At 70.1% G+C, this 26,381-nt stretch carries 25 protein-coding genes; 12 read left to right on the top strand and 13 right to left on the bottom strand.

All coding sequences use genetic code 11. The features are described 5' to 3' along the window. Positions 1-2: 2 nt before the first annotated feature. Together ctaD and coxB are read right to left on the bottom strand one after the other, a co-directional pair. A complete protein-coding gene (gene ctaD, locus BDW27_RS22025; protein WP_017546514.1) occupies positions 3-1,676 on the bottom strand; it encodes a cytochrome c oxidase subunit I in 1,674 nt (557 codons plus the stop codon). Then, a complete protein-coding gene (gene coxB / locus BDW27_RS22020; protein ID WP_017546513.1) occupies positions 1,677-2,513 on the bottom strand; it encodes a cytochrome c oxidase subunit II in 837 nt (278 codons plus the stop codon). A gap of 530 nt (positions 2,514-3,043) precedes the next feature. On the opposite strand from coxB, the gene BDW27_RS22015 reads away from it, so the two are divergent. Further along, positions 3,044-3,301, top strand: coding sequence for a sulfurtransferase TusA family protein (locus BDW27_RS22015; protein ID WP_017546512.1), 258 nt, complete (start codon positions 3,044-3,046; stop codon positions 3,299-3,301). A gap of 238 nt (positions 3,302-3,539) precedes the next feature. On the opposite strand, the gene rpsD is transcribed toward BDW27_RS22015, so the two are convergent. From rpsD to BDW27_RS21980, 7 genes are all read right to left on the bottom strand, one after another. Further along, positions 3,540-4,151 carry a 30S ribosomal protein S4 gene (rpsD, locus tag BDW27_RS22010; RefSeq protein ID WP_017546511.1) on the bottom strand — a complete coding sequence of 204 codons (612 nt, stop codon included), beginning with the start codon at positions 4,149-4,151 and terminating at the stop codon, positions 3,540-3,542. Positions 4,152-4,435: 284 nt separating this feature from the next. Further along, complete coding sequence (locus BDW27_RS22005; RefSeq protein WP_017546510.1) at positions 4,436-5,407, bottom strand: carbohydrate kinase family protein; 972 nt, start codon at positions 5,405-5,407, stop codon at positions 4,436-4,438. Between the two features lie 192 nt (positions 5,408-5,599). Continuing rightward, a complete protein-coding gene (locus tag BDW27_RS22000; RefSeq protein WP_017546509.1) occupies positions 5,600-5,950 on the bottom strand; it encodes an iron-sulfur cluster assembly accessory protein in 351 nt (116 codons plus the stop codon). A 261-nt stretch (positions 5,951-6,211) separates the two neighbouring features. Next, a complete protein-coding gene (locus tag BDW27_RS21995) occupies positions 6,212-6,832 on the bottom strand; it encodes a hypothetical protein (RefSeq protein ID WP_110051476.1) in 621 nt (206 codons plus the stop codon). 35 nt (positions 6,833-6,867) lie between these two features. Continuing rightward, on the bottom strand, positions 6,868-7,794 hold the full coding sequence (gene htpX, locus BDW27_RS21990) for a zinc metalloprotease HtpX (protein WP_017546507.1): 927 nt from the start codon (positions 7,792-7,794) through the stop codon (positions 6,868-6,870). A gap of 195 nt (positions 7,795-7,989) precedes the next feature. Then, positions 7,990-8,268, bottom strand: a complete 279-nt coding sequence (locus tag BDW27_RS21985; protein WP_049565627.1) for a hypothetical protein — start codon at positions 8,266-8,268, stop codon at positions 7,990-7,992. Continuing rightward, entirely contained in the window at positions 8,265-9,032 is a 768-nt protein-coding gene (locus BDW27_RS21980) for a PspA/IM30 family protein (RefSeq protein ID WP_083927601.1), read from the bottom strand. The genes BDW27_RS21985 and BDW27_RS21980 overlap by 4 nt, the downstream gene beginning before the upstream one ends. Positions 9,033-9,128: 96 nt before the next feature. Here BDW27_RS21980 and BDW27_RS21975 point away from each other — a divergent pair, with 96 nt between their 5' ends. Continuing rightward, positions 9,129-9,791 (top strand): DUF3043 domain-containing protein, encoded by a 663-nt coding sequence (locus BDW27_RS21975; protein ID WP_026129604.1) that lies wholly within the window; start codon positions 9,129-9,131, stop codon positions 9,789-9,791. Positions 9,792-9,914: 123 nt separating this feature from the next. Next, positions 9,915-10,919, top strand: coding sequence for an aldo/keto reductase family protein (locus BDW27_RS21970; protein WP_199560737.1), 1,005 nt, complete (start codon positions 9,915-9,917; stop codon positions 10,917-10,919). 259 nt (positions 10,920-11,178) lie between these two features. On the opposite strand, the gene BDW27_RS21965 is transcribed toward BDW27_RS21970, so the two are convergent. Continuing rightward, positions 11,179-11,382, bottom strand: a complete 204-nt coding sequence (locus BDW27_RS21965) for a hypothetical protein (protein ID WP_017546502.1) — start codon at positions 11,380-11,382, stop codon at positions 11,179-11,181. 206 nt (positions 11,383-11,588) lie between these two features. On the opposite strand from BDW27_RS21965, the gene BDW27_RS21960 reads away from it, so the two are divergent. Together BDW27_RS21960 and BDW27_RS21955 are read left to right on the top strand one after the other, a co-directional pair. Beyond that, positions 11,589-12,578: a bifunctional adenosylcobinamide kinase/adenosylcobinamide-phosphate guanylyltransferase gene (locus BDW27_RS21960; protein WP_110051474.1), complete on the top strand. Its 990-nt coding sequence runs from the start codon at positions 11,589-11,591 to the stop codon at positions 12,576-12,578. After that, complete coding sequence (locus BDW27_RS21955; protein ID WP_110051472.1) at positions 12,575-13,360, top strand: adenosylcobinamide-GDP ribazoletransferase; 786 nt, start codon at positions 12,575-12,577, stop codon at positions 13,358-13,360. The genes BDW27_RS21960 and BDW27_RS21955 overlap by 4 nt, the downstream gene beginning before the upstream one ends. A 9-nt stretch (positions 13,361-13,369) precedes the next feature. Here BDW27_RS21955 and BDW27_RS28090 read toward each other — a convergent pair whose 3' ends face one another. Beyond that, a complete protein-coding gene (locus BDW27_RS28090; protein ID WP_110051470.1) occupies positions 13,370-15,100 on the bottom strand; it encodes a hypothetical protein in 1,731 nt (576 codons plus the stop codon). Between the two features lie 435 nt (positions 15,101-15,535). On the opposite strand from BDW27_RS28090, the gene BDW27_RS21945 reads away from it, so the two are divergent. The 7 genes from BDW27_RS21945 (at position 15,536) to BDW27_RS21915 (ending at position 24,180) form a co-directional block, all read left to right on the top strand. Then, on the top strand, positions 15,536-17,056 hold the full coding sequence (locus tag BDW27_RS21945) for a leucyl aminopeptidase (RefSeq protein ID WP_110051468.1): 1,521 nt from the start codon (positions 15,536-15,538) through the stop codon (positions 17,054-17,056). Positions 17,057-17,202: 146 nt separating this feature from the next. After that, complete coding sequence (gene lpdA / locus BDW27_RS21940; protein WP_017546497.1) at positions 17,203-18,579, top strand: dihydrolipoyl dehydrogenase; 1,377 nt, start codon at positions 17,203-17,205, stop codon at positions 18,577-18,579. A 105-nt stretch (positions 18,580-18,684) separates the two neighbouring features. Continuing rightward, positions 18,685-20,403, top strand: coding sequence for a 2-oxoglutarate dehydrogenase, E2 component, dihydrolipoamide succinyltransferase (sucB, locus tag BDW27_RS21935; RefSeq protein WP_110051466.1), 1,719 nt, complete (start codon positions 18,685-18,687; stop codon positions 20,401-20,403). Between the two features lie 193 nt (positions 20,404-20,596). Next, positions 20,597-21,160: an NADPH-dependent FMN reductase gene (locus tag BDW27_RS21930; RefSeq protein WP_110051464.1), complete on the top strand. Its 564-nt coding sequence runs from the start codon at positions 20,597-20,599 to the stop codon at positions 21,158-21,160. A 363-nt stretch (positions 21,161-21,523) separates the two neighbouring features. Beyond that, entirely contained in the window at positions 21,524-22,228 is a 705-nt protein-coding gene (lipB, locus tag BDW27_RS21925) for a lipoyl(octanoyl) transferase LipB (protein WP_110051463.1), read from the top strand. 67 nt (positions 22,229-22,295) lie between these two features. Beyond that, positions 22,296-23,249 carry a lipoyl synthase gene (gene lipA, locus BDW27_RS21920; protein WP_017546492.1) on the top strand — a complete coding sequence of 318 codons (954 nt, stop codon included), beginning with the start codon at positions 22,296-22,298 and terminating at the stop codon, positions 23,247-23,249. Positions 23,250-23,463: 214 nt separating this feature from the next. Beyond that, complete coding sequence (locus BDW27_RS21915; RefSeq protein ID WP_017546491.1) at positions 23,464-24,180, top strand: DUF4191 domain-containing protein; 717 nt, start codon at positions 23,464-23,466, stop codon at positions 24,178-24,180. Between the two features lie 87 nt (positions 24,181-24,267). Here the strand turns inward: BDW27_RS21915 and BDW27_RS21910 are convergent, their stop codons facing one another. Together BDW27_RS21910 and BDW27_RS21905 are read right to left on the bottom strand one after the other, a co-directional pair. After that, a complete protein-coding gene (locus BDW27_RS21910; protein ID WP_199560742.1) occupies positions 24,268-25,641 on the bottom strand; it encodes an LCP family protein in 1,374 nt (457 codons plus the stop codon). 221 nt (positions 25,642-25,862) lie between these two features. Continuing rightward, positions 25,863-26,381, bottom strand: a 519-nt coding sequence (locus BDW27_RS21905; protein ID WP_146223286.1) for a LytR C-terminal domain-containing protein, incomplete at its 5' end; no start/stop codon positions are given.

The following is a 26,381-nucleotide window of genomic DNA, read 5'->3' as shown; positions in this document are numbered from 1 at the left end:
CCCTACTTCTTCTCGGCACCGGCGGCGACGGCACCGGGTGCGGCCGCGTGCGGGTGGTTGAGGTCGAAGGCCGGACGCTCGGACCGGATCCGGGGCAGCGACGTGAAGTTGTGTCGCGGCGGCGGGCACGAGGTGGCCCACTCCAGCGAGCAGCCGTAACCCCACGGGTCGTCCACGGTGACCAGCGGCGCCCTCTTGGCGGTGACGTAGATGTTCCAGAAGAAGATCAGCGTCGAGGCCGCGAGCACGAACGAGGAGACAGAGGAGATCTGGTTCAGCTGCGTGAAGCCGTCAGTGTCCAGGTAGTCCGCGTAACGACGCGGGAAGCCCATGGCGCCCAGCCAGTGCTGCACCAGGAACGTGCCGTGGAAGCCCAGGAAGAGCAGCCAGAAGTGGAACTTGCCCAGCTTCTCGTTGAGCATCCGCCCGGTGAACTTGGGCCACCAGAAGTAGAAGCCCGCGAACATCGCGAACACCACGGTGCCGAACACCACGTAGTGGAAGTGCGCCACCACGAAGTAGGAGTCGGTGACGTGGAAGTCGATGGGCGGCGAAGCGAGCAGCACACCGGTCAGACCGCCGAAGAGGAAGGTGACCAGGAAGCCGATCGTGAACAGCATCGGCGTCTCGAACGTGAGCTGTCCGCGCCACATCGTCCCGATCCAGTTGAAGAACTTCACACCGGTCGGAACCGCGATGAGGAACGTCATGAACGAGAAGAACGGCAGGAGCACCGCGCCGGTCGGGAACATGTGGTGGGCCCACACGGTCACGGACAGGCCCGCGATGGCGATGGTCGCCGCCACCAGGCTCTTGTAGCCGAAGATCGGCTTGCGGCTGAAGACCGGGAGGATCTCGGTCGCGATACCGAAGAACGGCAGCGCGATGATGTAGACCTCCGGGTGGCCGAAGAACCAGAACAGGTGCTGCCACAGGATGGCGCCGCCGTGCTCGGCGTTGAAGACCTGGGTGCCGACCATGCGGTCGGCGCCCAGAGCGATCAGGGCCGCGGTCAGGACCGGGAACGCGATGAGCACCAGGACGCTGGTGAGCAGGGTGTTCCAGGTGAAGATCGGCATGCGGAACATCGTCATACCGGGCGCGCGCATGCACAGGCCGGTGGTGATGAAGTTGACCGCACCGAGGATCGTGCCCAGACCGGAGACGGCCAGGCCCAGGATCCACAGGTCGCCGCCGAGGCCCGGCGAGCGGACCGCGTCGGAGAGCGGGGTGTAGGCGAACCAGCCGAAGCTGGCCGCGCCGCCCGGGGTCAGGAAGCCGCTGATCGCGATGAGGCTACCGAAGAGGAACAGGTAGTAGCCGAACAGGTTGATCCTGGGGAAGGCCACATCGGGGGCGCCGATCTGCAACGGCATGAGGATGTTCGAGAACCCGACGAAGAGCGGGGTCGCGAACATCAGCAGCATGATCGTGCCGTGCATCGTGAAGAGCTGGTTGAACTGCTCGTTGGACATGTACTGCATGCCCGGGTGGAACAGCTCCAGGCGCATGAGGAGCGCCAGCACGCCTCCGAAGAGGAAGAACGCGAAGGAGGTGATCAGGTACATGTACCCGATGACCTTGTGGTCGGTCGACGTCAGCCAGTTGACGATGATCGACCCCTTGCGTGACGGTGCCTGACCGTCAGTGCGGGGTTCGGTTGCCGTCGTGGTCATTTACTCGTCATTCTCCTCGGACTCGGTCGCCTCGGCTCCCGTGCCCTCAGCGTCGGTGCCGTCAGCACCCGTGCCCTCGGCGTCGTCGGTCTCGGCGGCCTCGGACTCAGCGGCAGCGGCCTCGGCGGCCTCTGCGGCCTCGGTCGCGTTGGCCTCCTGCTCTGCGGCCCAGGCGTCGTACTCGTCCTGCGGGAGGACCTCGACGTTGAAGAGCATGCGGGTGTGGTCCACACCGCACAGCTCGGCGCAACGACCGACGTACTCGCCCTCGGAACCTTCCATGAGGTTGACCTGGAAGGAGTTGTCCCGGCCCGGGACGACGTCCATCTTGAAGCCGAAGGCCGGGATCCAGAACGAGTGGATGACGTCGGGAGAGTGGAGGTCGAAGTGGACGACCGCGCCCTCGGGAAGGACGAGGGTCGTCTGGGTGTCACGGTTGGCGGTGCCGTCCGGGTTGGGAATACCAACCTCGGAGAAGAGTACGTCGCCACCGTTCTCCTTGGTGTCGTCCATGTAGTTGAACTGCCAGGCCCATTGGAAGGCCACGACCTCTACATGGACGTCGGCGGGCTCTTCCGTGTCGAGCAGGTAGGCCTGGTCTCGCGCGGTGAAGAAGAAGAGCACCGAGATGACGACGATCGGCAGAACGGTGTACAGCGCTTCGATGGGCATGTTGTACCGCACCTGCGGCGGCAACTGCTCAGAGCGCTTGCGGTGGAAGAGGATTGTCCAGATGAACAGTCCCCACACAAGGACGCCGACCGCGAAAGCCGCCACCCACGAGCCCTGCCAGAGCGAGATAACACGCTCGGCCTGCTCGGTGATCGGCTCCGGCATGCCCAAACGAGTGAGATCGTTCGACGCGCAGCCGGTCGCGGCCAGCCCCAGCACGGCGAGCGCGGCGCCGCGTGGTGCCCATCGGCGCAGTGTTGAGCGCCGATTTTTTTGGCGGGTCGGACTCACGGATTGCCTTCCCAGCGGTGAAGCCCGTGGATTCTCCACGAGCGGCCTAAGTATCCAAAGCTTGTCAGGGGGAAACATTATCGCGAACCGCCCAGCGTGCCGTTCATGGGCTTGCCTGGTCAGCGTGTTGCCAGACGCGCCCTCTCGAAACGTTCGGCGGCCCCACGGAGCCGGGCCAGGTCGCCCCCGAGGGAAGTCCTCCCGGCTGGCTACGAGGCGCGGCCCGGCGATCCCCCGGGCCCCTTGGCCGCTCCCGTTCACATCTCCGCTCGATGCGGTGGTGTGCGCGTTCGCGACGCGAGACCAAGGCGAGCGTATCGCTGGGTTTACGACACCCTTAACCGGGTGCGCCTTTTGCAGCGCACCGGGTCAAGATTGGGCCACAGGACGACAACCAACAGGGGGTGGACGTGCCCGAGCGACCGACGTCGCAGCAGCCGCTGGTCACCGTGGAGGCGGTGGGGCTCAAGTGCCCGATCCCGATCATCATGCTGGCCGCCCGACTGCGCGAAGTGCCTATCGGGGCGGTCATCGCGGTCACCGCGGACGATCCCGCGGCGAGCGCGGACATACCGTCCTGGTGCCGGATGAAGATGCACGAGTTCGTCGTCGAGCGGCCACTGGCGCGGGGTAGCGCTTTTCACATCCGCCGGATGTACTGACCGCCGACGACATCACCGGAACACCGGGCCGGGCTTTCGGTCCCGTTGCGATAACGATTCACGCCGTCCAGTTTTCCGGGGGCGGCGCGAAGTACCCGATCCCCCTCCCGAAGCACCAAAGGGGCGGAGGGAGGGAGGTACCGGACAAGGCGAAGGCCGCGCGGACACGGGGTCCACGCGGCCTGTCCCACACTGCGGTTCCGCCCCCGAGGAAGGGAACCGCGACCGCGGGAACCGTCTAGCGAGCGTAGTACTCGACGACGAGCTGCTCGTCGAAGGGCACGGGGATCTGCTCACGCTTGGGGCGGTCGACGACCGCGATGCGCAGGTCCTTGTGGCTCACGGCGAGGTATCCGGCGATCTTGTCGTCGGCGTGGATGCCCTCGGCGGCCTCGACGAACGGGACCATCGAGCGGGACTTCTCCCGAACGCTGATGATCTGGCCCGGCTTGACCTGGTACGACGGGATGTCGACCTTCTTGCCGTCCACGGTGATGTGACCGTGGTTGATGAACTGACGCGCGGCGTAGATCGAGGCGGCCAGACCGGCGCGCAGCACGACCGTGGCCAGACGCAGCTCCAGCTCGCCGAGCATCTCCTCACCGGTACGGCCGGGACGCTTCTTGGCGTTCTCGTAGATCCTGACCAGCTGCTTCTCGGTCAGGTCGTAGTACCAGCGCACCTTCTGCTTCTCCGCCATACGAACGGCGTAGTCGCTGCTGTTGCGGCGGACGCGACGACCGTGCTCGCCGGGCGGGTACGGACGCTTCTCGAAGTAGCTGACCGCCTTACGGGTCAGCGGGGTGCCGGCGCGCCGGGACAACCGCACCTTCGGTCCGGTGTAGCGCATGCGAAGTCCTTTCAGGGTGAATCAGGGAATCCCAGGTAAGGCTGGCCTAGATCTGGGAGGCGCTCAGGGCGCCCGAGCCCCGGTGTCCCGCGGTGCGGGTCGGAGCGGGTTCCCCACCGCCGCGCGTGACCCGGCGCGAGCGGTTCGGGCGAATGACCCGGCACGCGTTTCGACGCACCGGGCGGGCACGGGACTTCCCGTGCGGGTCACAGCCATCCACTTTACGGGCTCCGGGGTACCACCCCGACCAGAGTGCGTTCTTTTCCGGCCGGGGCGGACACGGGTCACACGAAGGGGCGGACCTCTTCGGCGGCCTCGGCACCGTAGGAACGCTCCAGGCGCTCCAGCAGCGAGGCGCCGGTGAGCGTGTACTCCTGCGGGCCGTCGGCCTCCAGGCAGTGCACGGCGGTGGCGTTGCCGACCTGGGCCGCGCGCTCCAGGGGCAGGCCCCAGGAGTGGGCGGACAGGAAGCCGGCACGGAAGGCGTCGCCCATGCCGGTGGGGTCGACGAGTTCGTCGACGGCGGCGGAGGGAACGTGGACGCTCGGCTCGTCCTTGCGGTCGATCCGGGCGCCCTTGGCCCCGAGGGTGGTGACGCGGGTCCCCACGCGGGACAGGACGTCGGCGTCGGACCAGCCGGTCTTCTGCTCGGCCAGGGCCTTCTCGTACTCGTTGGTGAACAGGAAGGCGGCGCCCTCGATCAGCGTGCGCACCTCCGGGCCCTCCATACGGGCCAGCTGCTGGGAGGGGTCGGCGGCGAAGGGGATGGAGCGGGTACGGCACTCCTCGCTGTGACGGATCATGGCCGCGGGGTCGTCGGCGCCGATCAGGACGAGGTCGAGGCCGCCGACGCGGTCGGAGATCGGCTGGAGCTCGATGTTGCGGGCCTCGGCCATCGCGCCCGTGTAGAAGGACGCGATCTGGTTCTGGTCCAGGTCCGTGGTGCAGACGAACCGGGCGGTGTGACGCAGTTCGGAGATGTGCACCGCGGAGGTGTCGACGCCGTGGCGGTCGAGCCAGGAACGGTACTCCTCGAAGTCGGCGCCGGCGGCACCGACCAGGACCGGGCTCAGGCCGAACCCGCCCATGCCGAAACAGATGTTGGCCGCGACGCCGCCACGGCGCACGTCCAGCTCGTCGATGAGGAAGGAGAGGGACAACTGCTGGATCTGCTCAGGGATGATCTGCTCGGCGAACCGGCCCTGGAAGGTCATCAGGTGGTCAGTGGCGATGGATCCGGCAACCGCGATACGCACGGGACGTGGGCTCCTTGCTGGCGAGGTGGATCGCTCGGGGGCGATCCGGCGAGCTGTTTCAGGGCATGCCGGGGACGTGCCCGTTCGGACCAGCCAAGGGTACCCAGAGGGGGAGGGCGAACGCTCGTCCGCGTCCGCCCTCCCCCTGTGGTTCCGAGAACCTGAACGCTCCCGTGGGGAGCCTCGGGACGCCTAGTTGAAGGAGTCACCGCAGGCGCAGGAACCGGTGGCGTTGGGGTTGTCGATGGTGAACCCCTGCTTCTCGATGGTGTCCACGAAGTCGATGGTCGCGCCGATGAGGTAGGCGGCGCTGCGGCGGTCGGTGACGACCTCGACACCGTCGAAGTCGGCGATGACGTCGCCGTCGAGGTCGCGCTCGTCGAAGTAGAGCTGGTAACGCAGCCCCGAGCAACCACCGGGCTGGACGCCCACACGCAGGCGCAGGTCGTCCCGGCCCTCCTGGTCAAGGAGCGCCCGAACCTTGTCGGCCGCACCATCGGTGAGGATGACTCCCTGCGCGGTGGCCTCGCTCTGAACCGTCATGTTGTAAAGCTCCTCTTGAAAGGGGTTGCGGCCGTCTGGCGACCCCGGTCGCTTACCGGACCGGCCCGCGTCGGCGGGTCCAGTCCTCTTCAACGGGTCCCAACGTCGGAGGCCGGTGTGGCATTCCGTCGCGTGGCCGCTGTGTTCGCGCTGGCACCCCGGCCGCACGGTGCAGGTGTGACCCAGGCGACGCACGGGTGTGCTCGTACCTCCAAGGGTAATTTGTCCGGGCCGCAGATGCCATCTCCGGACGGCCCCGCCTCACAGGCCGGGGGCGCCGTAGACCGGGAACCAGCGGGAGCGGTCCTTCTCCATCGGCAGGTCGTCCCCCACTGACGCCTCCACCTGGAGTTCCAGCGCGTTGTCGCGGCGCTGACCGCCCTCGGGGGCGAAGGGGTAGAAGGTGCCCCGTTTGTACAGGTAGACCAGGCCCACGGAACGGCCCCGAGTGTCGGTGAAGCCGACCAGCGAGCACAGCAGGGAGGGGCCGTAGCCGTTGGCCTCCAGCGTCGAGTTGACGGCGTGCAGGTCGGTGACCAGGCCGGTGATGTCGGTGTCCACGAGCTCCCCGCCCGAGGGCCCGTCGCCGGTGGCCGCCCCCAGCGCGGCGCCGGGGCGCAGGACCAGCCAGGTGTAGCCGTAGTCGTCGGTGGTCTGCTCCACCGACGGCCCCTCCCCCGCGTTGAGCAGCTCTGTCACGTCGCGTTCGATGTCGGCGAAGGCGGCGCCCTCGGAGGCGCGGAAGGCCACCGACCCCGAACCCGTGGGGGTCAGGCCCACCCCGGCCCGCAGGGTGAGCGCGGCCGAGGGCAGGCCGAAGAGCGCGTCCAGGTCGGGCTTGGCCGGTTCCGAGCGGCCGAGCAGGCTGCGCCAGAAGCTCATGGTGGTGGGTTCCCCTCGTGGGTGGTTCGGTGGGGTCAGGCTCCGCGACCGAGCTGGCGGGAGATGTCGCCGAGCTGGGCCAGGCGCTGCTCGACCGGCGGGTGGGTGGCGATGAGCTGGTTCATGCTGAAGCCCTTCTTCGCGAAGGCCGGGGCGAAGAAGAACGCGTTGAACGGCTCGGCCTGGCGCAGGTCCCGGGTGGGGATGCGGGCCATGTCGCCGGTGATCTTGGACAGGGCGCTGCCCAGCACGGACGGTCGGCCGGTCAGGTACGCGGCGGCGCGGTCCGCGGCGAGCTCGCGGTAGCGGGACAGTGCGCGGGTGAGCAGGAAGCTCAGGACCCAGGCGACGGCGCTGACCAGGACGACCAGGAGCGCGACGACCGCCGGGGCGGGGCCGTTGTTGTTGCCGCGTCCGCCGCCCGCTCCGGCGAACATGGCGAAGCGCAGACCGGCCTGGGTGAGGAACCCGGCGACGATGCCGAGGAACCCGGCGATCGTCATCACCATCACGTCGCGGTGGGCGATGTGCGAGAGCTCGTGGGCGACGACCGCCTCCAGCTCCGGGCCGTCCAGGCGGCGCGTCAGCCCCGTGGTGACGCAGATGACCGCTGACTTCTCGTTGTGGCCGGTGGCGAAGGCGTTGGGGACGTCGGTGTCGGCGATGCCCACCCGCGGCTTGGCCATGTCGGCCATGGCGCACAGGCGGTCGACGATGGCGTGCAGGTCGGGCGCCTGCTCGGGGGTGACCTCCTTGGCGCCCATCGCGAACATCGCGATCTTGTCGGAGGAGAAGTAGGAGAACAGGGCGAACGCCGCGACGAGGACCAGCACCAGCCAGACGTTGAGCCCGGCGAGGACCAAACCCACCACGAAGGCGACGTAGACCAGGAACAGCAGGACCATGGTCATGACCATCCGGGCCGTCAGCCCCCGGTCCGGACGGAACTTCGAACCAGCCACGCCGACTCCCTCCCCTGCGGATGTGTCGGAGTGTAGTTCGGGGAGGTGAGAAACGGGTTAAAGCGGGGCACCGCGTGTCCCCACGGCCGCATGACCCCGGACACACCCCGGCCGCCGTGACGGATCACGGCGGCCGGGGTGGAAGAACGCGCACGCGGGAACCGAGACGGGGTGGTCCCTGGCCCGGGGTGGTTCCTAGCCCGGGATGAGCCCGTCGTCCTGGAGCATCTCCCGAACCTCGTCCATGCTGGCGTCGGCGGGGGGGAGGATGAACTGCGAGGGCTCCAGGGAGTCGGGCGGCAGCGGCTTGCTGTCCTCCCGGACCTTCGCCAGGAGGTCGTGCAGGGCCTTGCGGAACGTGGCCTCGTCACCGGACTCGATCGCGGCCTCCAGGGCGGCGTCGAAGTCGTTGAGCAGGCCCAGGTCGGCGTCGGTGAGGTCGAGCTGCCCCTCACCCATGATGCGAACGATCACGAGCCCTCCCGGTTCCCGGCCCCGTTGCCGCCCTCGATCTGCGGGGTGGCGCCACCACTGCCGCCGCCGAGTTCGAGCTTCATGCGCTCCAGCTCGGCCTCGACACCGGTCGTGCTCGCCATCTGGTCGAGCTCGTACTGGATGTCGTCCTTCGGGCCGGTGCCCGTGACGTCGTCCAGCGCGCCGGAGGCGAGGAGCTCGTCCACCGCGCCCGCACGGGCCTGCATCTCGGCGGTCTTGTCCTCCGCCCGCTGCACGGCCATGCCGACGTCGCCCATCTCCTCGGAGATACCGGAGAAGGCCTCGCTGATCTGCGTCTGGGCCTGGGCGGCGGTGTAGGTCGCCTTGATGGTCTCCTTGCGCGTGCGGAAGGCGTCCACCTTCGCCTGCAGGCGCTGGGCCGCCATCGTGAGCTTCTGCTCCTCGTTCTGGAGGTTGGAGTGCTGCTCGCGCAGGCCCTCCATCTGGCTGGTGAGGCCGGAACGACGGGTGAGGGCCTCGCGGGCGAGGTCCTCGCGGCCCTGGGTCAGAGCGGCGCGGCTCTGGTTCTCCAGCTTGCCGGACTGCTGTTCGAGCTGCTGGATCTGGAGCTCGACCCGCTTGCGGGAGGTCGCGACGTCAGCGACACCGCGACGAACCTTCTGAAGCAGTTCGAGCTGTTTCTGGTACGAGTAGTCGAGGGTTTCCCTAGGGTCCTCGACAGAGTCCAGGGCCTTGTTGGCCTTGGACTTGAAGATCATCGAAAGTCGCTGAAACACGCTCATTGGCGTGGCCGTCCCCTTCTCGGTGCGTACATCGGCTGTTCCCAGCGGGCGCTTTGCCCAACCCTACGCGGTCTGGCCCGCGGTCGCCATAAAGCTATGACCGGCTACCCTGAGGGTGTGTTCCGACGTCGCTCCGCTTCCGCAGCCCCGGATTCGACCTCCGCCGAATCCGCCAGCCCTGAGGCCACTGAGGCCACCCAACCTAAGGGATATACCCCCAAGAAGGGTGTGCCCACCCCTAAGCGCAGGGAATCCGAAGGCACCCCGCGCCGACCGGTGAAGGCCCCTGAGACCCGTAAGGAGGCCTACCGCGCCTACCGGGACCGTCTCGAACGTCAACGCGGCACGACCGCCCGGCGTTCCGGCGCTCCCAAGGGAGACGAGAAGTACTTCCGGCAGCAGGACCTCGGCAAGGCCCGCGCGTACGCCCGGGACTTCATCGACTCGCGCCGCAGCGCGAGCGAGTTCTTCCTCCCGTTCTCGATCCTGATCATCGCGCTGCTGTTCATCAACAACCCGGTCTTCCAGGTGGGCGTCGCCTACGTGCTGTGGCCGCTGATGATGGTGACGATCATCGCCGAGGGCGTCATGATCGGCCGCACGGTCAAGCGCCACGCCACCGAGTACTTCCCGGACGACCCGGCGGTCAAGGGCATCGGCATGTACGCCGCGATGCGCCAGCTCCAGTTCCGGCGCCTGCGTCTGCCCAAGCCCCGGCTGAAGGTCGGCGACGACCCCACACCGAGCGGCGTCCGCTGAACCACCGGCCGTCCCACATCCCCATCCCCGACGACGTGAGCGGGGCCGGTGACCGCACCGGCCCTTCACATCGCCCCGAGCCCCGTCACGCCGGCCGAGGCCCCGCCAACTAGAGTGCTCGGCATGGAATTTCGGCATCTTGGCAACAGCGGTCTGATCATCAGCGAGATCGCCTACGGGAACTGGATCACCCACGGCTCCCAGGTCGAGGAGGACACCGCGGCCTCCTGCGTCCGCGCGGCGCTCGACGCGGGCATCACCACGTTCGACACCGCGGACGCCTACGCGCAGGGCAGGGCGGAGGAGGTGCTGGGCCGGGCGCTCAAGGGTCAGCGCCGTGACGGCCTGGAGATCTTCTCCAAGGTCTTCTGGCCGGTGGGCGAGGGCAGGAACGACCGGGGTCTGAACCGCAAGCACGTCATCCGCGGCTGCGAGGACTCCCTGCGCCGTCTGGGCACCGACTACCTGGACCTGTACCAGGCGCACCGGTACGACTACAGCACGCCGCTCGAAGAGACCATGCGGGCCTTCGAGGACCTGGTCCGCCAGGGCAAGGCCCTGTACATCGGTGTCTCCGAGTGGCGCGCCGACCAGATCGAGCGGGCGCTGAAGATCGCCGACGAGATGGGCTTCGACCGGATCGTCTCCAGCCAGCCGCAGTACAACATGATCTGGCGGGTCATCGAGTCCGAGGTCGTCCCGCTCTCCGAGCGCGAGGGCATCGGCCAGCTCGTGTGGTCCCCCATCGCGGGCGGCGTCCTCACCGGCAAGTACAAGCCGGGCCAGGAGCTCCCCAGCGGTTCGCGGGCCAGCGACCCCAAGAGCGAGCGCTTCCTCGCCGACAAGGTCGCGGACCAGGCCCTGCTGGAGCGGGTGCAGCGGCTGGAGCCGCTGGCGGCCGAGGCCGGGTTGACCCTGTCCCAGCTGGCCGTGGCCTGGGTCCTCCAGAACCCCAACGTGTCCGCCGCGATCATCGGCGCCTCCCGCCCCGAGCAGGTCGAGAGCAACGTGAAGGCGGCCGGGGTCAAGCTCGACGCCGCGCTGATGGCCCGGATCGACGAGGTCCTGGGCGACAGCGTGGAGCGCGACCCGGAGCTCACCAAGAGCCCGGAGAACGTCCGCGGCTAGGGCCTGTTCTTCCGGATGCTCTCGCTCGTGTCGGCGGAGTGCCGACATCGATGCGAGAGGCCGCCCGGTGGTGACGCGAGGACACCGCGCCGCAGGCGTCCGTTGGGGGTGGTGGCGGGCGACGGCTGGGAGGATTCATCCAAGAAACAGGGCCTGGTGCCGCGTCACCGAGGGCCCGGCGGCCGTGCGACCGCCGGGCCCTCGGCCCGTCCCACGGCCGGACCTGGTCGGGCCGGATCCGGCAGTGCGCGCGGCCGACCTACTCGGCGCCGAGGGGCATCGTGTAGACCTCGTGGTCCTCCTCCAGCAGGGCGACGCTGGCCACTCCGCCCTCCGCGAGCTCCGCCCAGTTCTCCCCGAGCCAGCTCTCGGCGTCGCCACGCGACGTGAACGACTCGGTCGGCAGGTCCTCCGCCCCCGTCCGGTCACCGTCGACCCCGATGTACCGCCACGTCCACGCCATCCTCGCCCGCCCTTCGTCGCCGGTTCCACGGTGGGTGCACCGCGATCCTGAGCCGAGCTTAACCAAGCCTTGGTCCACGATGCTGTTTACTTTTTTGGGTGCGTATCCGATTTCTGGGGACAGCGGGTCACACGGGCTGGCCAGCCCCGCAGTGCACCTGCTCGTCCTGCAACAAGGCCCATGCGGAACGCCGCCTGCCGCTGCGGGTGACCGTCGACGACCGCTTCCGCCTACGCGAGGCGGGGGCGGTCGGACCGGTCCCGCCCGGCTACACGGTGACGAACACACCGGACGGCGCCCTGGTGGAGGGCGCGGACGGAGGCCGTCTGCTGTTCGCCCGCTCCGGACCTGGTCCGCTGCCGGGGGGACCGCCCGCCGACGGTCGTCCCTCCGGTTCGTCCGCGTACTCGTCGGCGCCCGCCCAACAGGTGGACATGGTCATCGTGGACGCGGCCCAGCGTCCGGAGGTCGTCGGTGAGCTGCGACGGTCCGGGGTGATCGGGGTGACCACCGCCGTCGTGGCGGTCGGCGGCGACCACCGGATCCGGTCCCCCGAAGAGTTCGCCCGGCGGGCCCACCTGTGGGGCGTCATGGCCCCGGGGGACGGCACGGTCATGTCCTGTCCGCCCGCCGTGTGGCCGGAGTCCCGCCCGCAAGGGCCGTACCGGACCCTGGTCACCGGCGGCGCGCGCTCGGGCAAGTCGACCGAGGCCGAACTCCGTCTGCTGACCGAACCCCGGGTGGTCTACGCGGCCACCGGGCCGGTCCCCGACGAGGCGGACCCGGAGTGGGCTGAGCGGGTCGAGCGACACGCGCGGCGGCGCCCCTGGTGGTGGCGGACCGAGGAGACCACCGACCTCGCGTCGCTGCTCAGGCAGACGCAGGGCGCGATGCTGATCGACTGCCTGGGGACCTGGCTGACCTGGGTGATGGGCGAATGCGGTCTCTGGGAGGACCAGCCGCCCGAGGACGCCGAGGAGCTGCTGGAGACCGCGGTCCACGAGCTGTTGGAGGCCTGGCGTTCGACGCGGGCCTACGTGGTGGCGGTGACCAACGAGGTGGGCTCGGGTGTGGTTCCGCCGACCCGCTCGGGCCGGATCTTCCGCGATCAGCTGGGCCTGCTGAACCAGTGGGTGGGTGCCGAGTCCGAAGCGGTGGTGCTCGTGACGGCGGGACGCGTGGTGGAGCTCGGGTGAGCGGGGCCGACGCTCTGGCCGGAGCACGGATGGCCGTGGGCACCTTCACGGTCTGGCCGGTCCGTGTGGCGCGGGTGGACCGCGGCGTGGCCGGGTGGGCGATGGTCTGGGCTCCCCTGCTGGGCGGACTGCTCGGCGGGGTCGTCGGCGGGGTCGCGGCGGCCGGCGCGTGGTGGGGCTGGTCCGCGCCGCTAGCGGCGCTGCTCTCGGTGGGGCTGGGGGCGCTGCTCACCCGGGGCCTGCACCTGGACGGGTTGGCCGACCTCGCCGACGGCCTGGGCAGCGGACGCCCGGCGGAGGGTGCGCTGGAGGTGATGCGCCGCTCCGACATCGGCCCGTTCGGGGTGATCACCCTGCTGGTGGCGGTGGGCGCCCAGGTACTGGCACTGGCGCAGCTGGTCGGGGTCTCACCCTGGGCGGCCGTGTCCGGGGCCGTGGTCGCGGGCGCGACCGGACGGCTGGCGGTGACCCTGGCGTGCACGGGGGTGCCCTCGGCGCGTCCCGACGGGCTGGGTTCGTTCGTGGCCGGGACGGTGCGTCCCCTGGCCGCGTCGGTGTGCGCGGCCGGGGTGCTGGCCGCGTGCCTGCTCGGGCTGGCGCACTCCCCCGGGTTCGCCGTGGCCTGCGCGGTGGGGTCGGTGGCCGGGTTGGCGGCGGCCGGAGCTCTTCTGTACCGGGCCGTCCGCCGGTTGGGCGGGGTGACCGGGGACGTCCTGGGCGCCCTGGTGGAGACGGCCGTGACGGTGGTCCTGCTGGTGACGGCGGCGGCTGTGCGGGCCTGAGCCCCTCGGTCACTGACCGCGCTGGCGGCGGTTCCACCGTTCCAGGCGGTCGCGCGCCTGTTCCGTGCGGTGGCGGACGGAGAGGACGCGGTCGATGTCGTCCGCGCGTTCGTTGTCCTCCTTGAGCCGCTCGTACTCCCTCAGGTGGGTCTCGAACTCCGCCACGGAGTCGGTGACCGGCGCCTCGGCGTGGGCCAGGGCCTCGCCCAGTTCGGTGATGCCCCGGTCGTTCTCCTCCTGGATGTCGGCGACCCGGGCCGCCTCCTCGGCGCGCAGTTCCGCCATGGTCTCGGCGTCCTCCTGCTCGGCGGCCCGGCGCTCCTCCTCCCGGGCGGCCAGGGCCCGACGCCGCTCCCGCGAGCCGACCAGGCCCAGCGAGACCAGGCCCAGGGAGACCAGCAGTCCGAGTGCGGCGGGCCAGGGCAGGGTGGTCCCCCCGTCCGTGGCGGGGGTGTCCGTGCTGACCACCGGACCGTCGCCGAACTCCGCGAGGAGGCCGTCCACCGAGGCGCGGGCACTGTCGTGGTCGAGGCCGAAGAAGACGGCGGAGTCGAGGTCGTGCTCACCGTCGACGCCTCCGTCCACCGGGTAGTACTCCACTCCGCCGGAGCCGTCCAGCGCGTAGACGACCACGGGGCCGTCGAGCCCGTCGCCCACCGCCTCCGCCAGAGGAGCGGCGCCGCCGTCCGGGTCGGCCTCCAGCCGAGCACCGGAGGGCAGGACCGCGACCCGGACCGGCTCGTCCAGGGCGGCCAGGGCGGCGTCGAACTCGGCGCGCTGCGCCTCGCTGATGTCGGCGCCCGCCCTCGGGTGCACGAACAGGTGGTCCTCGGCGAGTGCCGTGCGGGCGTCGGCCACCACGTTCCCGTCCACCGCTCCGGCGAAGACGTGGAGCGCGGGGGCCAGTCCGTCCAGGCCGGGGCCGAGCGGCAGCAGCCACGCGAGGTCCGCGGGCTCGGGCCCCTCCGGTCCGGAGGCCGGGGTGAACCGGAAGTCGTCGTAGGTCCACACCGCGAGCAGGGCCGTGCCGTCGTCACCGAGCGGGTCGAGCAGGGCGTCGGCGTACTCCTCCTCGTAGCTGGAGGCGCTCTCGCCCGGTGGAGGAACGACCGCGACTCGGGTGTCGTCCAGGCCGTCGAACCGCTCCCGGAGCGCCGCGGCGTCCAGGTCGGGCAGGGCCGCCTCGACGGCGGGGTGGACGTACACGGTCTCTTCGCGCACGGCCGACCCGATGTCGTCGAGCAGGTCGCCGTCCACCAGGTCCACCGCGCTGACCAGCTGCTCCACCGTGTCTCCGTGGGAGAACACGAAGTGCTCCTCCAGGTCGGCGCCGCCGGTGTCGATGCCCACGGCGGTCCAGGACAGGTTGGTCGTGACGCTCCCTGTGGCGGCGCGTTCCTCGGTGGCCACCACGTACAGGCCGGGTTCGCCGACCTCCCCGGCGAGGGTGTGCACGGCCCGCGCCGGGTCCACGCCTTCGAGGAGGGCGGCCCGGATCGGGGTCCTCGCCTCGGAGAGCCGTGCACGGGCGAGCGCCAGCGTCTCCTCGGGGACGTCCGGGCCGTTCTCGGCGACGTGGACATGCTCACCCGACGCGAGTTCCCGGACGGCGTCCGCCACCTGTGAGTCCGCCCCGGCCGGGGCCTGGGTCGTGACGGACACGGCGAACAGGGTCAACGCGACGGTGGCCAGACGGGAGGCCCGCGGGGCCAACGCGACGGAGGTTGCGGGACCCGGCATGTGTTCCTCCCGTGCAGGTCAAGGGCGAGTGAGGGCTCGCAGAAGCGATCCTAGAACTGGACGGCTCCGGAGCCGTGGCCGGGGTGCCGGGTACGGGGAGGGGGGTGGCGGCGCCCCGCTGTGAAGGACCGGGGGCTGCTTCACCTGCCGATTCGTGCGGTCTGGTAGTTTTCCGCGACGGCCGGATGTCGCCATCATCACATTTTTTCACACCGGGTTTCACGCGGTCAGGGCCGGGGACAGCGCGTTCGGGCGCCGCCGACCGCGTGCGACACCTCCCGCGAGGGACCAGAGCCCCCACATGGCGCGGACGGAGGCGCACCCACCCGGGGCCACCGGCGGCACCGCGCGACGGCGGGGAGCGCCGCGTCAGGACCCCTGGGGCGTGGGACGCCGCGTCACCGTCGGGGGCGCGGGAGGACTAGCATCGAGGACGTGAGCACGACGTTGTCAGTAAACACGGAGTCCCCCAGTTCGCTCGACGCCGACGCGGTTGTCGTCGGTTACCACTCCGGAGGCGACGCCCCGGAGCCCGCATCGGGCGCTCATAGCGTCGACGCCGCCTTCTCCGGCGGCCTCGGCTCGACCCTGTCGCTCCTGGGAGCGAGCGGCGCCCCTGAGGAGGTGCACACCATTGCCTCCCTCGGAGCCGTCAGCGCCCCGGTCGTCGTCGCGGTCGGGCTCGGCCCGGCGCCCACCGACGGTGCCGTCGACCCCGACGTCCTCTCACGCGCCGCAGGTGCGGCGCTGCGTGCGCTGAGCGCGCGCCCCGAGGGTGCGGGCCGCGTCGTCCTGGCCCTGCCCGCGAGCACCGCCGAGCAGGCCGGTGCCGTCGCCCTGGGCGCCGAACTCGGCTGCTACAGCTTCGACCGCTACCGCACCGGTGAGAAGGCGGAGAAGAAGGCCGCGCGCGGCGCCGCCACGCTCACCGTGGTCAGCGAGGCCGACGGTGCCGCCGACGCCGTGGAGCGCGCCGCCGTCCTGGCCGAGGCTGTCTCCTTCACCCGCGACCTCGTCAACACCGCCCCCGCCGACCTCGTCCCCGAGGACCTGGCGTCGGCGGCCCAGGAGATCGCCCAGCAGGCCGAGCTGGAGATCGAGGTCCTGGACGAGCGCGCCCTGTCCGAGGGCGGCTACGGCGGCCTGACCGGTGTCGGTCAGGGTTCAGCCAACCCGCCCCGCCTGGTCCGGCTGGCCTACAGCCACCCCGAGGCCACCAGGAAGGTCGCCTTCGTCGGCAAGGGCATCACGTTCGACTCCGGCGGCCTCTCCCTCAAGCCCGCGGGCTCGATGGACTGGATGAAGTCCGACATGAGCGGCGCCGCCTCCGTGCTCGCCGCCATGCGCGCCATCTCCACCCTGGGCCTGAAGGTCAACGCGGTCGGCTACCTGACCGTGGCCGAGAACATGCCCAGCGGCACGGCCCAGCGCCCCTCCGACGTCCTGAGCATCTACGGCGGCAGGACCGTCGAGGTCCTCAACACCGACGCCGAGGGCCGCCTGGTCATGGCCGACGGCCTGGTCCGCGCCCACGAGGACGAGCCCGACCTCATCGTGGACATCGCCACGCTGACCGGCGCCCAGCTGGTCGCGCTCGGCACCCGCGTGTTCGCGGTCATGTCCAACGACGACGCCGTGCGTGACGAGATCGTCGCCGCCGCCACCGCCGAGGGCGAGGCCTCCTGGCCGATGCCGCTCCCGGCCGAGCTGCGCGCCGGGCTCGACTCCTCGGTCGCCGACATCGCCAACGTGGCGGGCGAGCGCTGGGGCGGCATGCTCTCCGCGGGCGTCTTCCTCCAGGAGTTCATCGAGGAGGGCACCAAGTGGGCCCACCTCGACATCGCCGGGCCCTCCTTCAACCAGGGCGGCCCGCACGGATACACCCCCAAGGGCGGCACGGGTGCGGGTACCCGCACCCTCGTCCGCATCGCCGAGGACTACGCCCGCAAGCAGTAGTCCGGAAGGGCGGGGCGGCGCTCCCGAGCCGAGCGCCCCCCGTCCCCGGCAGCCGGGGGTCCCCGATCGACACACCGCCAGCGGCGGCGGTGGCCCGCGGTCTTCCACCACCCATCACCAGCCACCACAACTAGGAGTTCGTTCCCGTGAGTGAGAGCGGCGGCACCTTCGACCTCGTCGTCCTTGGCGGCGGCAGCGGCGGCTACGCGGCGGCACTGCGCGCCGCGGAGCTGGACATGAGCGTCGTCCTGATCGAGAAGGACAAGCTCGGCGGCACCTGCCTGCACCGCGGCTGCATCCCCACCAAGGCCCTCCTGCACTCGGCCGAGGTGGCCGACACCGCCAAGGAGAGCGAGAACTTCGGTGTCCGGGCCACGTTCGAGGGCATCGACATCGACGCGGTGCACAAGTACAAGGACAAGGTGATCAGCGGCCTGCACAAGGGCCTGAGCGGACTGATCAAGTCCCGCAAGATCACCGTCGTCGAGGGTGAGGGCAAGCTCACCGGCAAGGACGAGGTCACGGTCGACGGCAAGGTCTACAAGGGGAAGAACATCCTCCTGGCGACCGGCTCCAAGCCCAAGACCCTGGGCCTGGAGATCGACGGCGACAAGGTCATGACCAGCGACCAGGCCCTGGGCCTGAACCGCGTCCCCGAGTCCGTCATCGTCCTGGGCGGCGGCGTGATCGGCGTGGAGTTCGCCAGCGTGTGGCGTTCCTACGGCGCCGACGTCACCATCGTCGAGGCCCTCAAGAACCTGGTCCCCGTCGAGGAGGAGTCCAGCTCCAAGCTGCTGGAGCGCGCCTTCCGCAAGCGGAAGATCAAGTCCGAGCTGGGCACTCCGTTCGAGTCGGTCAAGACCACCGACTCCGGCGTGGTCGTCACCCTCCAGGGCGGCAAGACCCTGGAGGCCGAGGTCCTGCTGGTCGCCATCGGCCGCGGCCCGGTCTCCGAGGGCCTGGGCTACGAGGAGCAGGGCGTCACCCTGGACCGCGGCTTCGTCAAGGTCGACGAGAACCTGCACACCGGTGTGGGCAACGTCTACGCGGTCGGCGACCTCATCCCGACCCTCCAGCTCGCGCACGTCGGGTTCGCCGAGGGCATCTTCGTCGCCGAGCACATCGCCGGGCAGAACCCGCCCGCGATCGACTACGACGGTGTCCCCCGTGTCACGTACTGTGAGCCTGAGGTCGCCTCCGTCGGTCTGACCACCAAGGTGGCCAAGGAGCGCGGTCACGACGTCGTCGAGATGAACTACAACCTGGCGGGCAACGGCAAGAGCCAGATCCTCCAGACCCAGGGCGCGGTCAAGGTCATCGCCGAGAAGGACGGCCCCGTGCTGGGCGTCCACATGGTCGGCAGCCGCGTCGGCGAGCTCATCGCCGAGGGCCAGCTGATCTACAACTGGGAGGCCCTGCCCTCCGAGGTGGCGCAGCTGATCCACCCGCACCCGAGCCAGTCGGAGGCGCTGGGCGAGGCGCATCTCGCGCTGGCGGGCAAGCCGCTGCACGTCCACGACTGACCGCTTCACCCCCGGGGGCGGGCCCTCACCGGCCCGCCCCCGCACACATCCGCGCTGCCCATCAAGGCCTGGGCAGGTACCGCGTCCAGATCCAACGAGGAATCCATGCCGACTTCCGTTTCCATGCCCGCCCTGGGTGAGAGCGTCACCGAGGGGACCGTCACCCAGTGGCTGAAGAACGTGGGCGACACCGTCGAGGTAGACGAGCCGCTCCTTGAGGTCTCCACCGACAAGGTGGACACCGAGATCCCGTCCCCGGTGGCCGGAGTGCTCACCAAGATCCTCGTCGACGAGGACGAGACCGTGGAGATCGGCGCGGAGATCGCGATCATCGGCGGCGACGGTGACGGCGCCGACGACGCGGCACCCGCGCCCGAGGCCGCTCAGCCCGAGGCCGCCGAGCCCGAGCCTGAGCCCGAGCCCGCCGCTGAGGAGCCCGCCCCGGCCCCCGAGCCCGAGCCCGCCGCGCCGGCCGCCGACTCCGACGGCCCCGGCACCCCCGTGACCATCCCCGCCCTGGGTGAGAGCGTCACCGAGGGCACCATCACCCAGTGGCTGAAGAGCGTCGGCGACACCGTCGAGGAGGACGAGCCGCTCCTCGAGGTCTCCACCGACAAGGTGGACACCGAGATCCCGTCCCCGGTGGCCGGAGTGCTCACCAAGATCCTCGTCGACGAGGACGAGACGGTCGAGATCGGCGCGGAGATCGCGATCATCGGCGGCGGATCCGGTGCCGCCCCCGCCCCCGCTGCCGCCGCCCCGGCCGAGCCCGCGCCCGCCCCCAAGAGCGAGCCCGCCCCCGCCCAGTCCGCGCCTGCTCCCGCCGCACGTGAGCAGGACGCTGGCAGCCCGTCGGTGGACGTCGAGACGCTCAGCGGAACCGGTCAGGCCTCCGGTACCGACGCCGTGGCCGAGGGCTACGTGACCCCGCTGGTCCGCAAGCTCGCCAGCGAGCACCGCGTCGACCTGACCCGGGTCACCGGCACCGGCGTGGGCGGTCGCATCCGCAAGCAGGACGTCCTCAAGGCGGCCGAGACCCAGCGTTCGGCCGCCGCCGCGCCCGCCGCCGCTCGCAAGGTCACCTCGGACACCTCGGTGCGCGGTCGCACGGAGAAGCTGAGCCGTCTGCGCAAGTCCATCGCCGACCGCATGGTCGAGTCGCTGCGCGTCTCCGCCACGACCACCCAGGTCATCGAGGTCGACGTCAGCAAGATCGCGCGCCTGCGCGACCAGTCCTCCGCCGACTTCGCCAAGCGCGAGGGCGTGGAGCTGGGCTTCTTCCCCTTCATCGCGCTGGCCGCCGTGGAGGCCCTCAAGGCCCACCCGAAGGTCAACGCGGTGATCAACGCCGCCGACCAGACGGTGACCTACCACGACGTCGAGAACCTGGCCGTCTCCGTGGACACCGAGCGCGGTCTGCTCGCCCCGGTGGTCAAGGACGCCGGTTCGCTGAACCTCGGTGGTCTGGCCCGCGGCCTCACCGACCTGACCGAGCGCGCCCACACCGGCAAGCTCGGCCCGGACGAGCTGGGTGGCGGCACGTTCTCGATCTCCGAGACGGGCCACACCGGTGCGCTCTTCGGGACCCCGATCATCAACCAGCCGCAGGTCGCGATCCTGGAGACCGGCGCGGTCGTCAAGCGTCCCGTGGTCGTCGAGGACGAGGCCATGGGCGGCGAGGTCATCGCGGTCCGTTCGATGGTCTACCTGTCGATGGCGCACGACCACCGCCTGATCGACAGCGCCGACGCCGGACGCTTCCTCCAGACCGTGAAGGAGCGCCTGGAGGAGGGCGCCTTCGAGGGCGACCTCGGTCTGTCCTGAGCCACGCCTCCCCGCTCGGGGAGGCCGCTCCCGGCCCGGGCCGGGCACCCAGCACGGGTGTCCGGCCCGGGCCTTTCGTACGTCGGCGACACCCACCACCACCCCCGACTTGACCTCAACCTCACTTGACGTCCTATCGTGGTCGCGCCTCCCCGAACCCCCGGCCCCGGGCCAGTCGAAGACGAGGAACTCCATGCAACAGCCGGACCTGCGGATCGCCGTCATCCTGGGTGGAAACCTCAACGGCCGTACCGGCACCGTGGTCTCCGGATGGTTCCTGGACCGGGCCGCGTCCCGGGAGGGCGTCACCCTCGACGTCCTGGACGTGGCCGAGCTGGACCTCGGCGACGGCCACGGGGCCGCCCTGGACGCGTTCTCGCCCCGCGTCGACGCCGCCGACGGCTTCGTCGTGGTCACCCCGGAGTACAACCACGGCTACCCCGGCCCGTTGAAGAGCGCCATCGACTCCGCGCGCAAGGAGTGGTTCGCCAAACCGGTCGCCTTCGTCTCCTACGGCGGCATGTCCGGCGGCCTGCGCGCGGTGGAGCAGCTGCGCGCGGTCTTCGCCGAGTTGCACGTCACGTCGGTGCGCACCTCCGTGAGCCTGCACAACGCCCAGCGGACGTTCGGCTCGCAGGGAGGCCCCGTCGCGGAGCTGAGGGGCGCGGAGGACGCCGTGGAGGAGATGTTGGACCAGCTGGTGTGGTGGGCGCTGTCGCTGCGTGAGGCCCGCGCACGGCGCCCCTTCCCGGGCTGAGGGACCGCGCGGGCGAAAAGGTGGACGGGGCGGCGCCTGAACGGCACCGCCCCGTCTTTCTACCCCACCAATCACCATCCCCTGATGATCCCCATCATCAAAGGTCTGCGGGTTCAGCGAGCGCCTGCCAGCCCGACAGGGCGTCGCCCACGGTAGCTCCGCACTGACGCGGAGTTCCATGTCCCACTCACAACCTAGAAGACACAGCCGCCGCCCGCAGTCCTTTCGCCGAAAAACCCGGGAAAAGTTCGGCGGCAACGCCAGGACGGGTTCCCCTATTCCCTTAGAGGGCCCGGCGACGGCAGTGCGCTATCCGACATCCTGCCCTGACCCGCCCCTCTCGCCGGGGCGTAAGGTGGAGGTGTGAGTGATCTCGTTTACGCATGGCTGGGCGACACCCCCGTCCCGTTCCACGAGGGCTGGGAACTCCAGAGACGGCTCCATCAGAGCCGCGTCGCCGATGAGGTGGCCGACACGGTCCTGTTCCTGGAACACGAACCCGTCTACACGGCGGGCAAGCGCACTGGGAGGTCGGATCGTCCCATGACCGACCCCGGCGCTCCCGTGGTGGACATCGACCGGGGAGGAAAGATCACCTGGCACGGGCCGGGCCAGCTGACGGTGTACCCGATCGTCAGGCTGCCGGACCCGATCGACGTGATCGCCTACGTCCGCATGCTGGAGGAGGCCCTCATCCGCACCCTCGCCGAGTACGGCCTCACGGGCCTGCGGGTCGAGGGTCGTACCGGGGTCTGGCTGGAAGCCGATCCCGAGCGCGGACTGATCGAACGCAAGGTCGCCGCGATCGGCTGTCGAATCGCCCGCGGAGTCGGGATGCACGGTCTGGCGTTGAACTGCGACAATGACATGTCGTGGTACGACCGGATCGTCCCCTGCGGGATCTCCGACGCGGGGGTCACCTCGCTCACCAACGAACTGGGGCGCTCCGTCACCGTCGCCGACGCGCGACCGCGCCTCGAACGGCACCTGGCCGACGTCCTCGGCGCGGCGGAGTACAGCCACACCGACGGCTCCGGAATGCTCTCCGGCGCCACCGCCCGTGGATGACTGACCACAGCCCCCACGAGGGGCGCGAGGGTCCCCGTCAAGGGGTACAGAAGGGAACGGGTTCGCGTTGACCATCGCTCCTGAGGGCCGCAAGCTGCTGCGCGTGGAGGCGCGCAACAGCGAGACCCCGATCGAGAGAAAGCCGCCATGGATCAAGATCAAGGCGCACATGGGGCCGGAGTACACCGAGCTCCAGTCCCTGGTCAAGGGCGAGGGCCTGCACACCGTCTGTCAGGAGGCGGGCTGCCCCAACATCTACGAGTGCTGGGAGGACCGGGAGGCCACGTTCCTCATCGGCGGTGACCAGTGCACCCGCCGCTGCGACTTCTGCCAGATCGCCACCGGCAAGCCGACGGCGCTGGACAGGATGGAGCCGACCAAGGTCGCCACCTCCGTCAAGAAGATGGAGCTGCGCTACGCCACCGTGACCGGTGTGGCCCGCGACGACCTGGAGGACGGCGGCGCCTGGCTCTACGCCGAGACGGTGCGCAAGATCCACGAGCTCAACCCGGACACCGGCGTCGAGCTGCTCATCCCGGACTTCAACGCGGACCCCGACCAGCTGGCCGAGGTCTTCGGCTCGCGCCCCGAGGTCCTGGCGCACAACGTGGAGACCGTGCCGCGGATCTTCAAGCGCATCCGCCCGGGCTTCCGCTACGAGCGTTCGCTGAGGGTCATCACCGAGGCGCGCGAGGACGGTCTGGTCACCAAGTCCAACCTGATCCTGGGCATGGGCGAGACCCGCGAGGAGATCAGCGAGGCCATGCGCGACCTCCACGAGGCCGGATGCGACCTGCTGACCATCACCCAGTACCTGCGTCCCTCCAAGCTGCACCACCCGATCGACCGCTGGGTGAAGCCGCAGGAGTTCGTGGAACTGGGCAAGGAGGCCGAGGAGATCGGCTTCGCCGGAGTCATGTCCGGTCCGCTCGTGCGTTCGTCGTACCGCGCCGGGACCCTGTACAAGCAGGCCCGCGAGAAGCGTGACGCCGAGGCCGCCAAGGCCACGAGCAACGCATAACGGCTGATACAACCGAGTCGTGACCAAGCTGGAACGGTGGCCCACGGGCCACCGTTCCGCATCTCGGGAGCCGGACACATATCCTGGTGTTCCAAGGCGCCCAGCTGGCGGCGCCGGAAGGCGCCGCACCATAGGTCGACCGCGAAGAGGAGGCAAGGCAGCACAGGGATCTCCTTCCCCACCGACGAGGTCGGTGTGCGCTGCCTGAAGCACGATGGCGAAGAAGTCCGAGAAAACGACCGCCGGTCAGGGTGGCGAGAAGCAGCCGGGCCGGTTGAAGCAGATCGGCATGGTCGCCAAGGTCGTGCACAAGCAGAGCCCGCGGACGATCCCGATCGCGATCGCCGTCGCGGTCGTGATCCTCGCGGTCTTCGTCGGCATCGGCATCTGGACCGGCTCCTGGATCATCTGGCCGCTGACCGGTCTGCCGATCGCCTTCCTTGTCGGGTTCATCATGTTCACCCGCTCCGCCCAGCGGGTCCAGTACCAGATGCTGGACGGCCGTCTGGGCGCGGGCATGGCGATCCTGGAGAACATGCGCGGCAACTGGGTGGTCGAGCCCGGTGTGGCCGCGAACAAGCAGATGGACGTCGTCCACCGCGTGGTGGGCCGCCCCGGCGTGGTCCTGGTCGGCGAGGGCGACCCCGGCCGGCTCAAGGGGCTGATCGCCGGTGAGAAGAAGCGCGTGGCCCGCGTGGCCCACGACACGCCCATCTACGACTTCAAGGTCGGCAACGGCGAGGACCAGGTTCCGGTCTCCAAGCTCCAGCGCGCGCTGGTCAAGCTGCCGCGCAACCTGGACAAGGGCGACACCGCCGAGCTGAACTACCGCCTCAAGGCGCTGCCGCCCGCGATGCGGATGCCCAAGGGCCCCATGCCCAAGGGCGCGAAGCTGCCCAAGGGCATGCGCGGCAACACAGCCGGGGGCTGATCCGCTCCCACCCGAGCACACGAGAACGGGGCCCGTCACACCTGGTGTGACGGGCCCCGTTCTCGTGCGGTGGCGTGGGTCCGGCTCCTAGGAGCAGCTCACCTCGTCCTCTGCGGCGGAGGTCGTCTCGATGCCGTCGGTGGCGGATCCGCCTCCCGCCCCCTCGTCGGCGGCCAGACCGTCCCAGTCGGCCGAGCCCATGACCAGTTCCAGGTCGTCGCCGAGCGTGGGCTCCTCGACCACCTCGGCGACCGACAGGGAGGAGGCCAGGACCTCGGCGTGCTCGGCGCGGTCCGGCCCGTGGTAGACCGTGGTCGTCTCGGGCGCGCGGAGGTCGGGGTTGGTGGACTCGGTGACCACGAAGCCCTCGGCCTCCAGCAGTCCCTGCACCTGGCTGCCCAGGCCGTCGATGCCGGTGTTGTTGAGCACCCGCAGGGACACCTCGGAGGAGTCGACCCCGCCGGAGTCCTCCTCGCTGCCCGCGTCGTCCCCGGTGTCCTCGCCCTCGGCCAGCTCACCCGAGGCCGCCGCGGCGAACAGCTCCTGTGCGGCGGGCTCCTCCAGCGCGACCTTGTTGGGGTCGACGGGGTAGTCCGTCACGGGGGCGGTGACCATGTTCATCCGGCCCAGGTCCACCTCGCGCATGGCGACGGCCAGCTCGGTCATCTTGTCGGTGCTGAAGCCGTCGTCCGTGGTGAGGCTGTCGGTGATGGAGTCCAGGAAGCCGTAGAGGGTACTGGGGCTGGAGAGGATCTGGCCCTCGGTGACCTCGCGCAGGATGGCGCCGATCATCCGCTGCTGGTTGTCGATCCGGCCGAGGTCGCTGCCGTTCTCCGCGCTGTCGCGGGAGCGCGCCAGGCCCAGGGCCTGTTCCCCGTCGAGCCGCTGGAGTCCGGCGTCCAGCACCAGGTGCGCCTTGGGGTCGTCGATCGGCTCGGGGACGCACATCTCGATGCCGCCGATCGAGTCCACGATGTTCTCGAACCCGGCGAAGTCCACCAGGACCATGTGGTCGAGGTGGATGCCGGTGATGGTCTCCACCGTGTTGCCCTGGCAGTCCATGCCGCCGTAGGTCATGGCGTGGTTGAGCTGGTCGACGCCGCCGTTCCAGCCCTGGCCGTCCTCGCCCGCGTCGCACGGCGGGATCTCCACCATCGTGTCGCGGGGCAGGTTGACCATGGTCACCCCGCCCTGGTCCACGTCGATGCTGACGACCACCAGGACGTCGGGGCGGATGCCGTTGAGCTCGTTGTAGCTGGCGTCGTCCCCCGCGCGCTCGTCCGTGCCGAGGAGCAGGATGTTGTGCACCCCGTCCACCTGCGCGGGCCGGTCCCCCCAGCCGTCGGGGTCGATCTCGGCGGTGTCGATGGCGAGGACGTCCTGGTAGACGCCGTAGCCAGTCAGACTCCCGGCGATGACCACCCCGGTCATCCCGCACGCCAACCACTTACCGGGTGTCATCCCGGCAGCGGCCTTCGACACGTTTCTTGGGGCCAAGAGGGCACCTGCGATCCGATCTGGGACATGAGAGGAGAAACCGCCCGAAGAGGGAACGAGTCACAGGACTCCCCATGACTACTCGGACGTAACCCCCCGGATGGTACCGGAACGGTCTCGTTGTGTCAGACCCCGAGTACGGAAACGGGGGCGCCCCCGGTGAGGCACCCCCGTAGTACCGCGACCTAGCAGGCGCTCTCCTGCTTCTCGGCGGTGACGCCGCCGAGGTCGTCGGTGATGGACAGGTCGGACTCGGAGGAGGAGCCACCGAAGCCCTCCCAGTCGGACCCGGCGACCAGTTCGAGGGTCTGTTCCAGGCCCTCGGCCTCCTCCGTCTGGGCGTTGGTGAGGCTGTCCGCGAGCAGCTTGGCCGCGGCCTCGTCGCCGGGGCCGTGGTAGACGGTGGTGAGCTCGGGCGCGCGGACCTCCGGGTTGCCGACTCCGGTGACCACGAACCCGTCCTGGACCAGCACCGCCTGGATCTCCAGGGCCAGCCCCTCGATCCCGGTGTTGTTCACCACCTCGACGGCGACGTCCCCGGGCTCCACGGAGACGTCCTCGGACTTCTCCTCGTCCTTGTCCTCGTCCTCGCCGCCGCCCAGGTCCACACCGTTGTTGATCGCCTCGAACAGGGCCGGGGCCGCGTCGCTCATGATGATGCGGTTCTCGTCGGCCGGATGGGCGCCGTTGGGGACGGTGACGAA

Origin of the sequence: Nocardiopsis sp. L17-MgMaSL7 (genome assembly GCF_003182025.1) — a bacterium.
Taxonomy (GTDB): domain Bacteria; phylum Actinomycetota; class Actinomycetes; order Streptosporangiales; family Streptosporangiaceae; genus Nocardiopsis; species Nocardiopsis prasina.
This window is presented reverse-complemented; position numbering and strand designations above follow the sequence as displayed.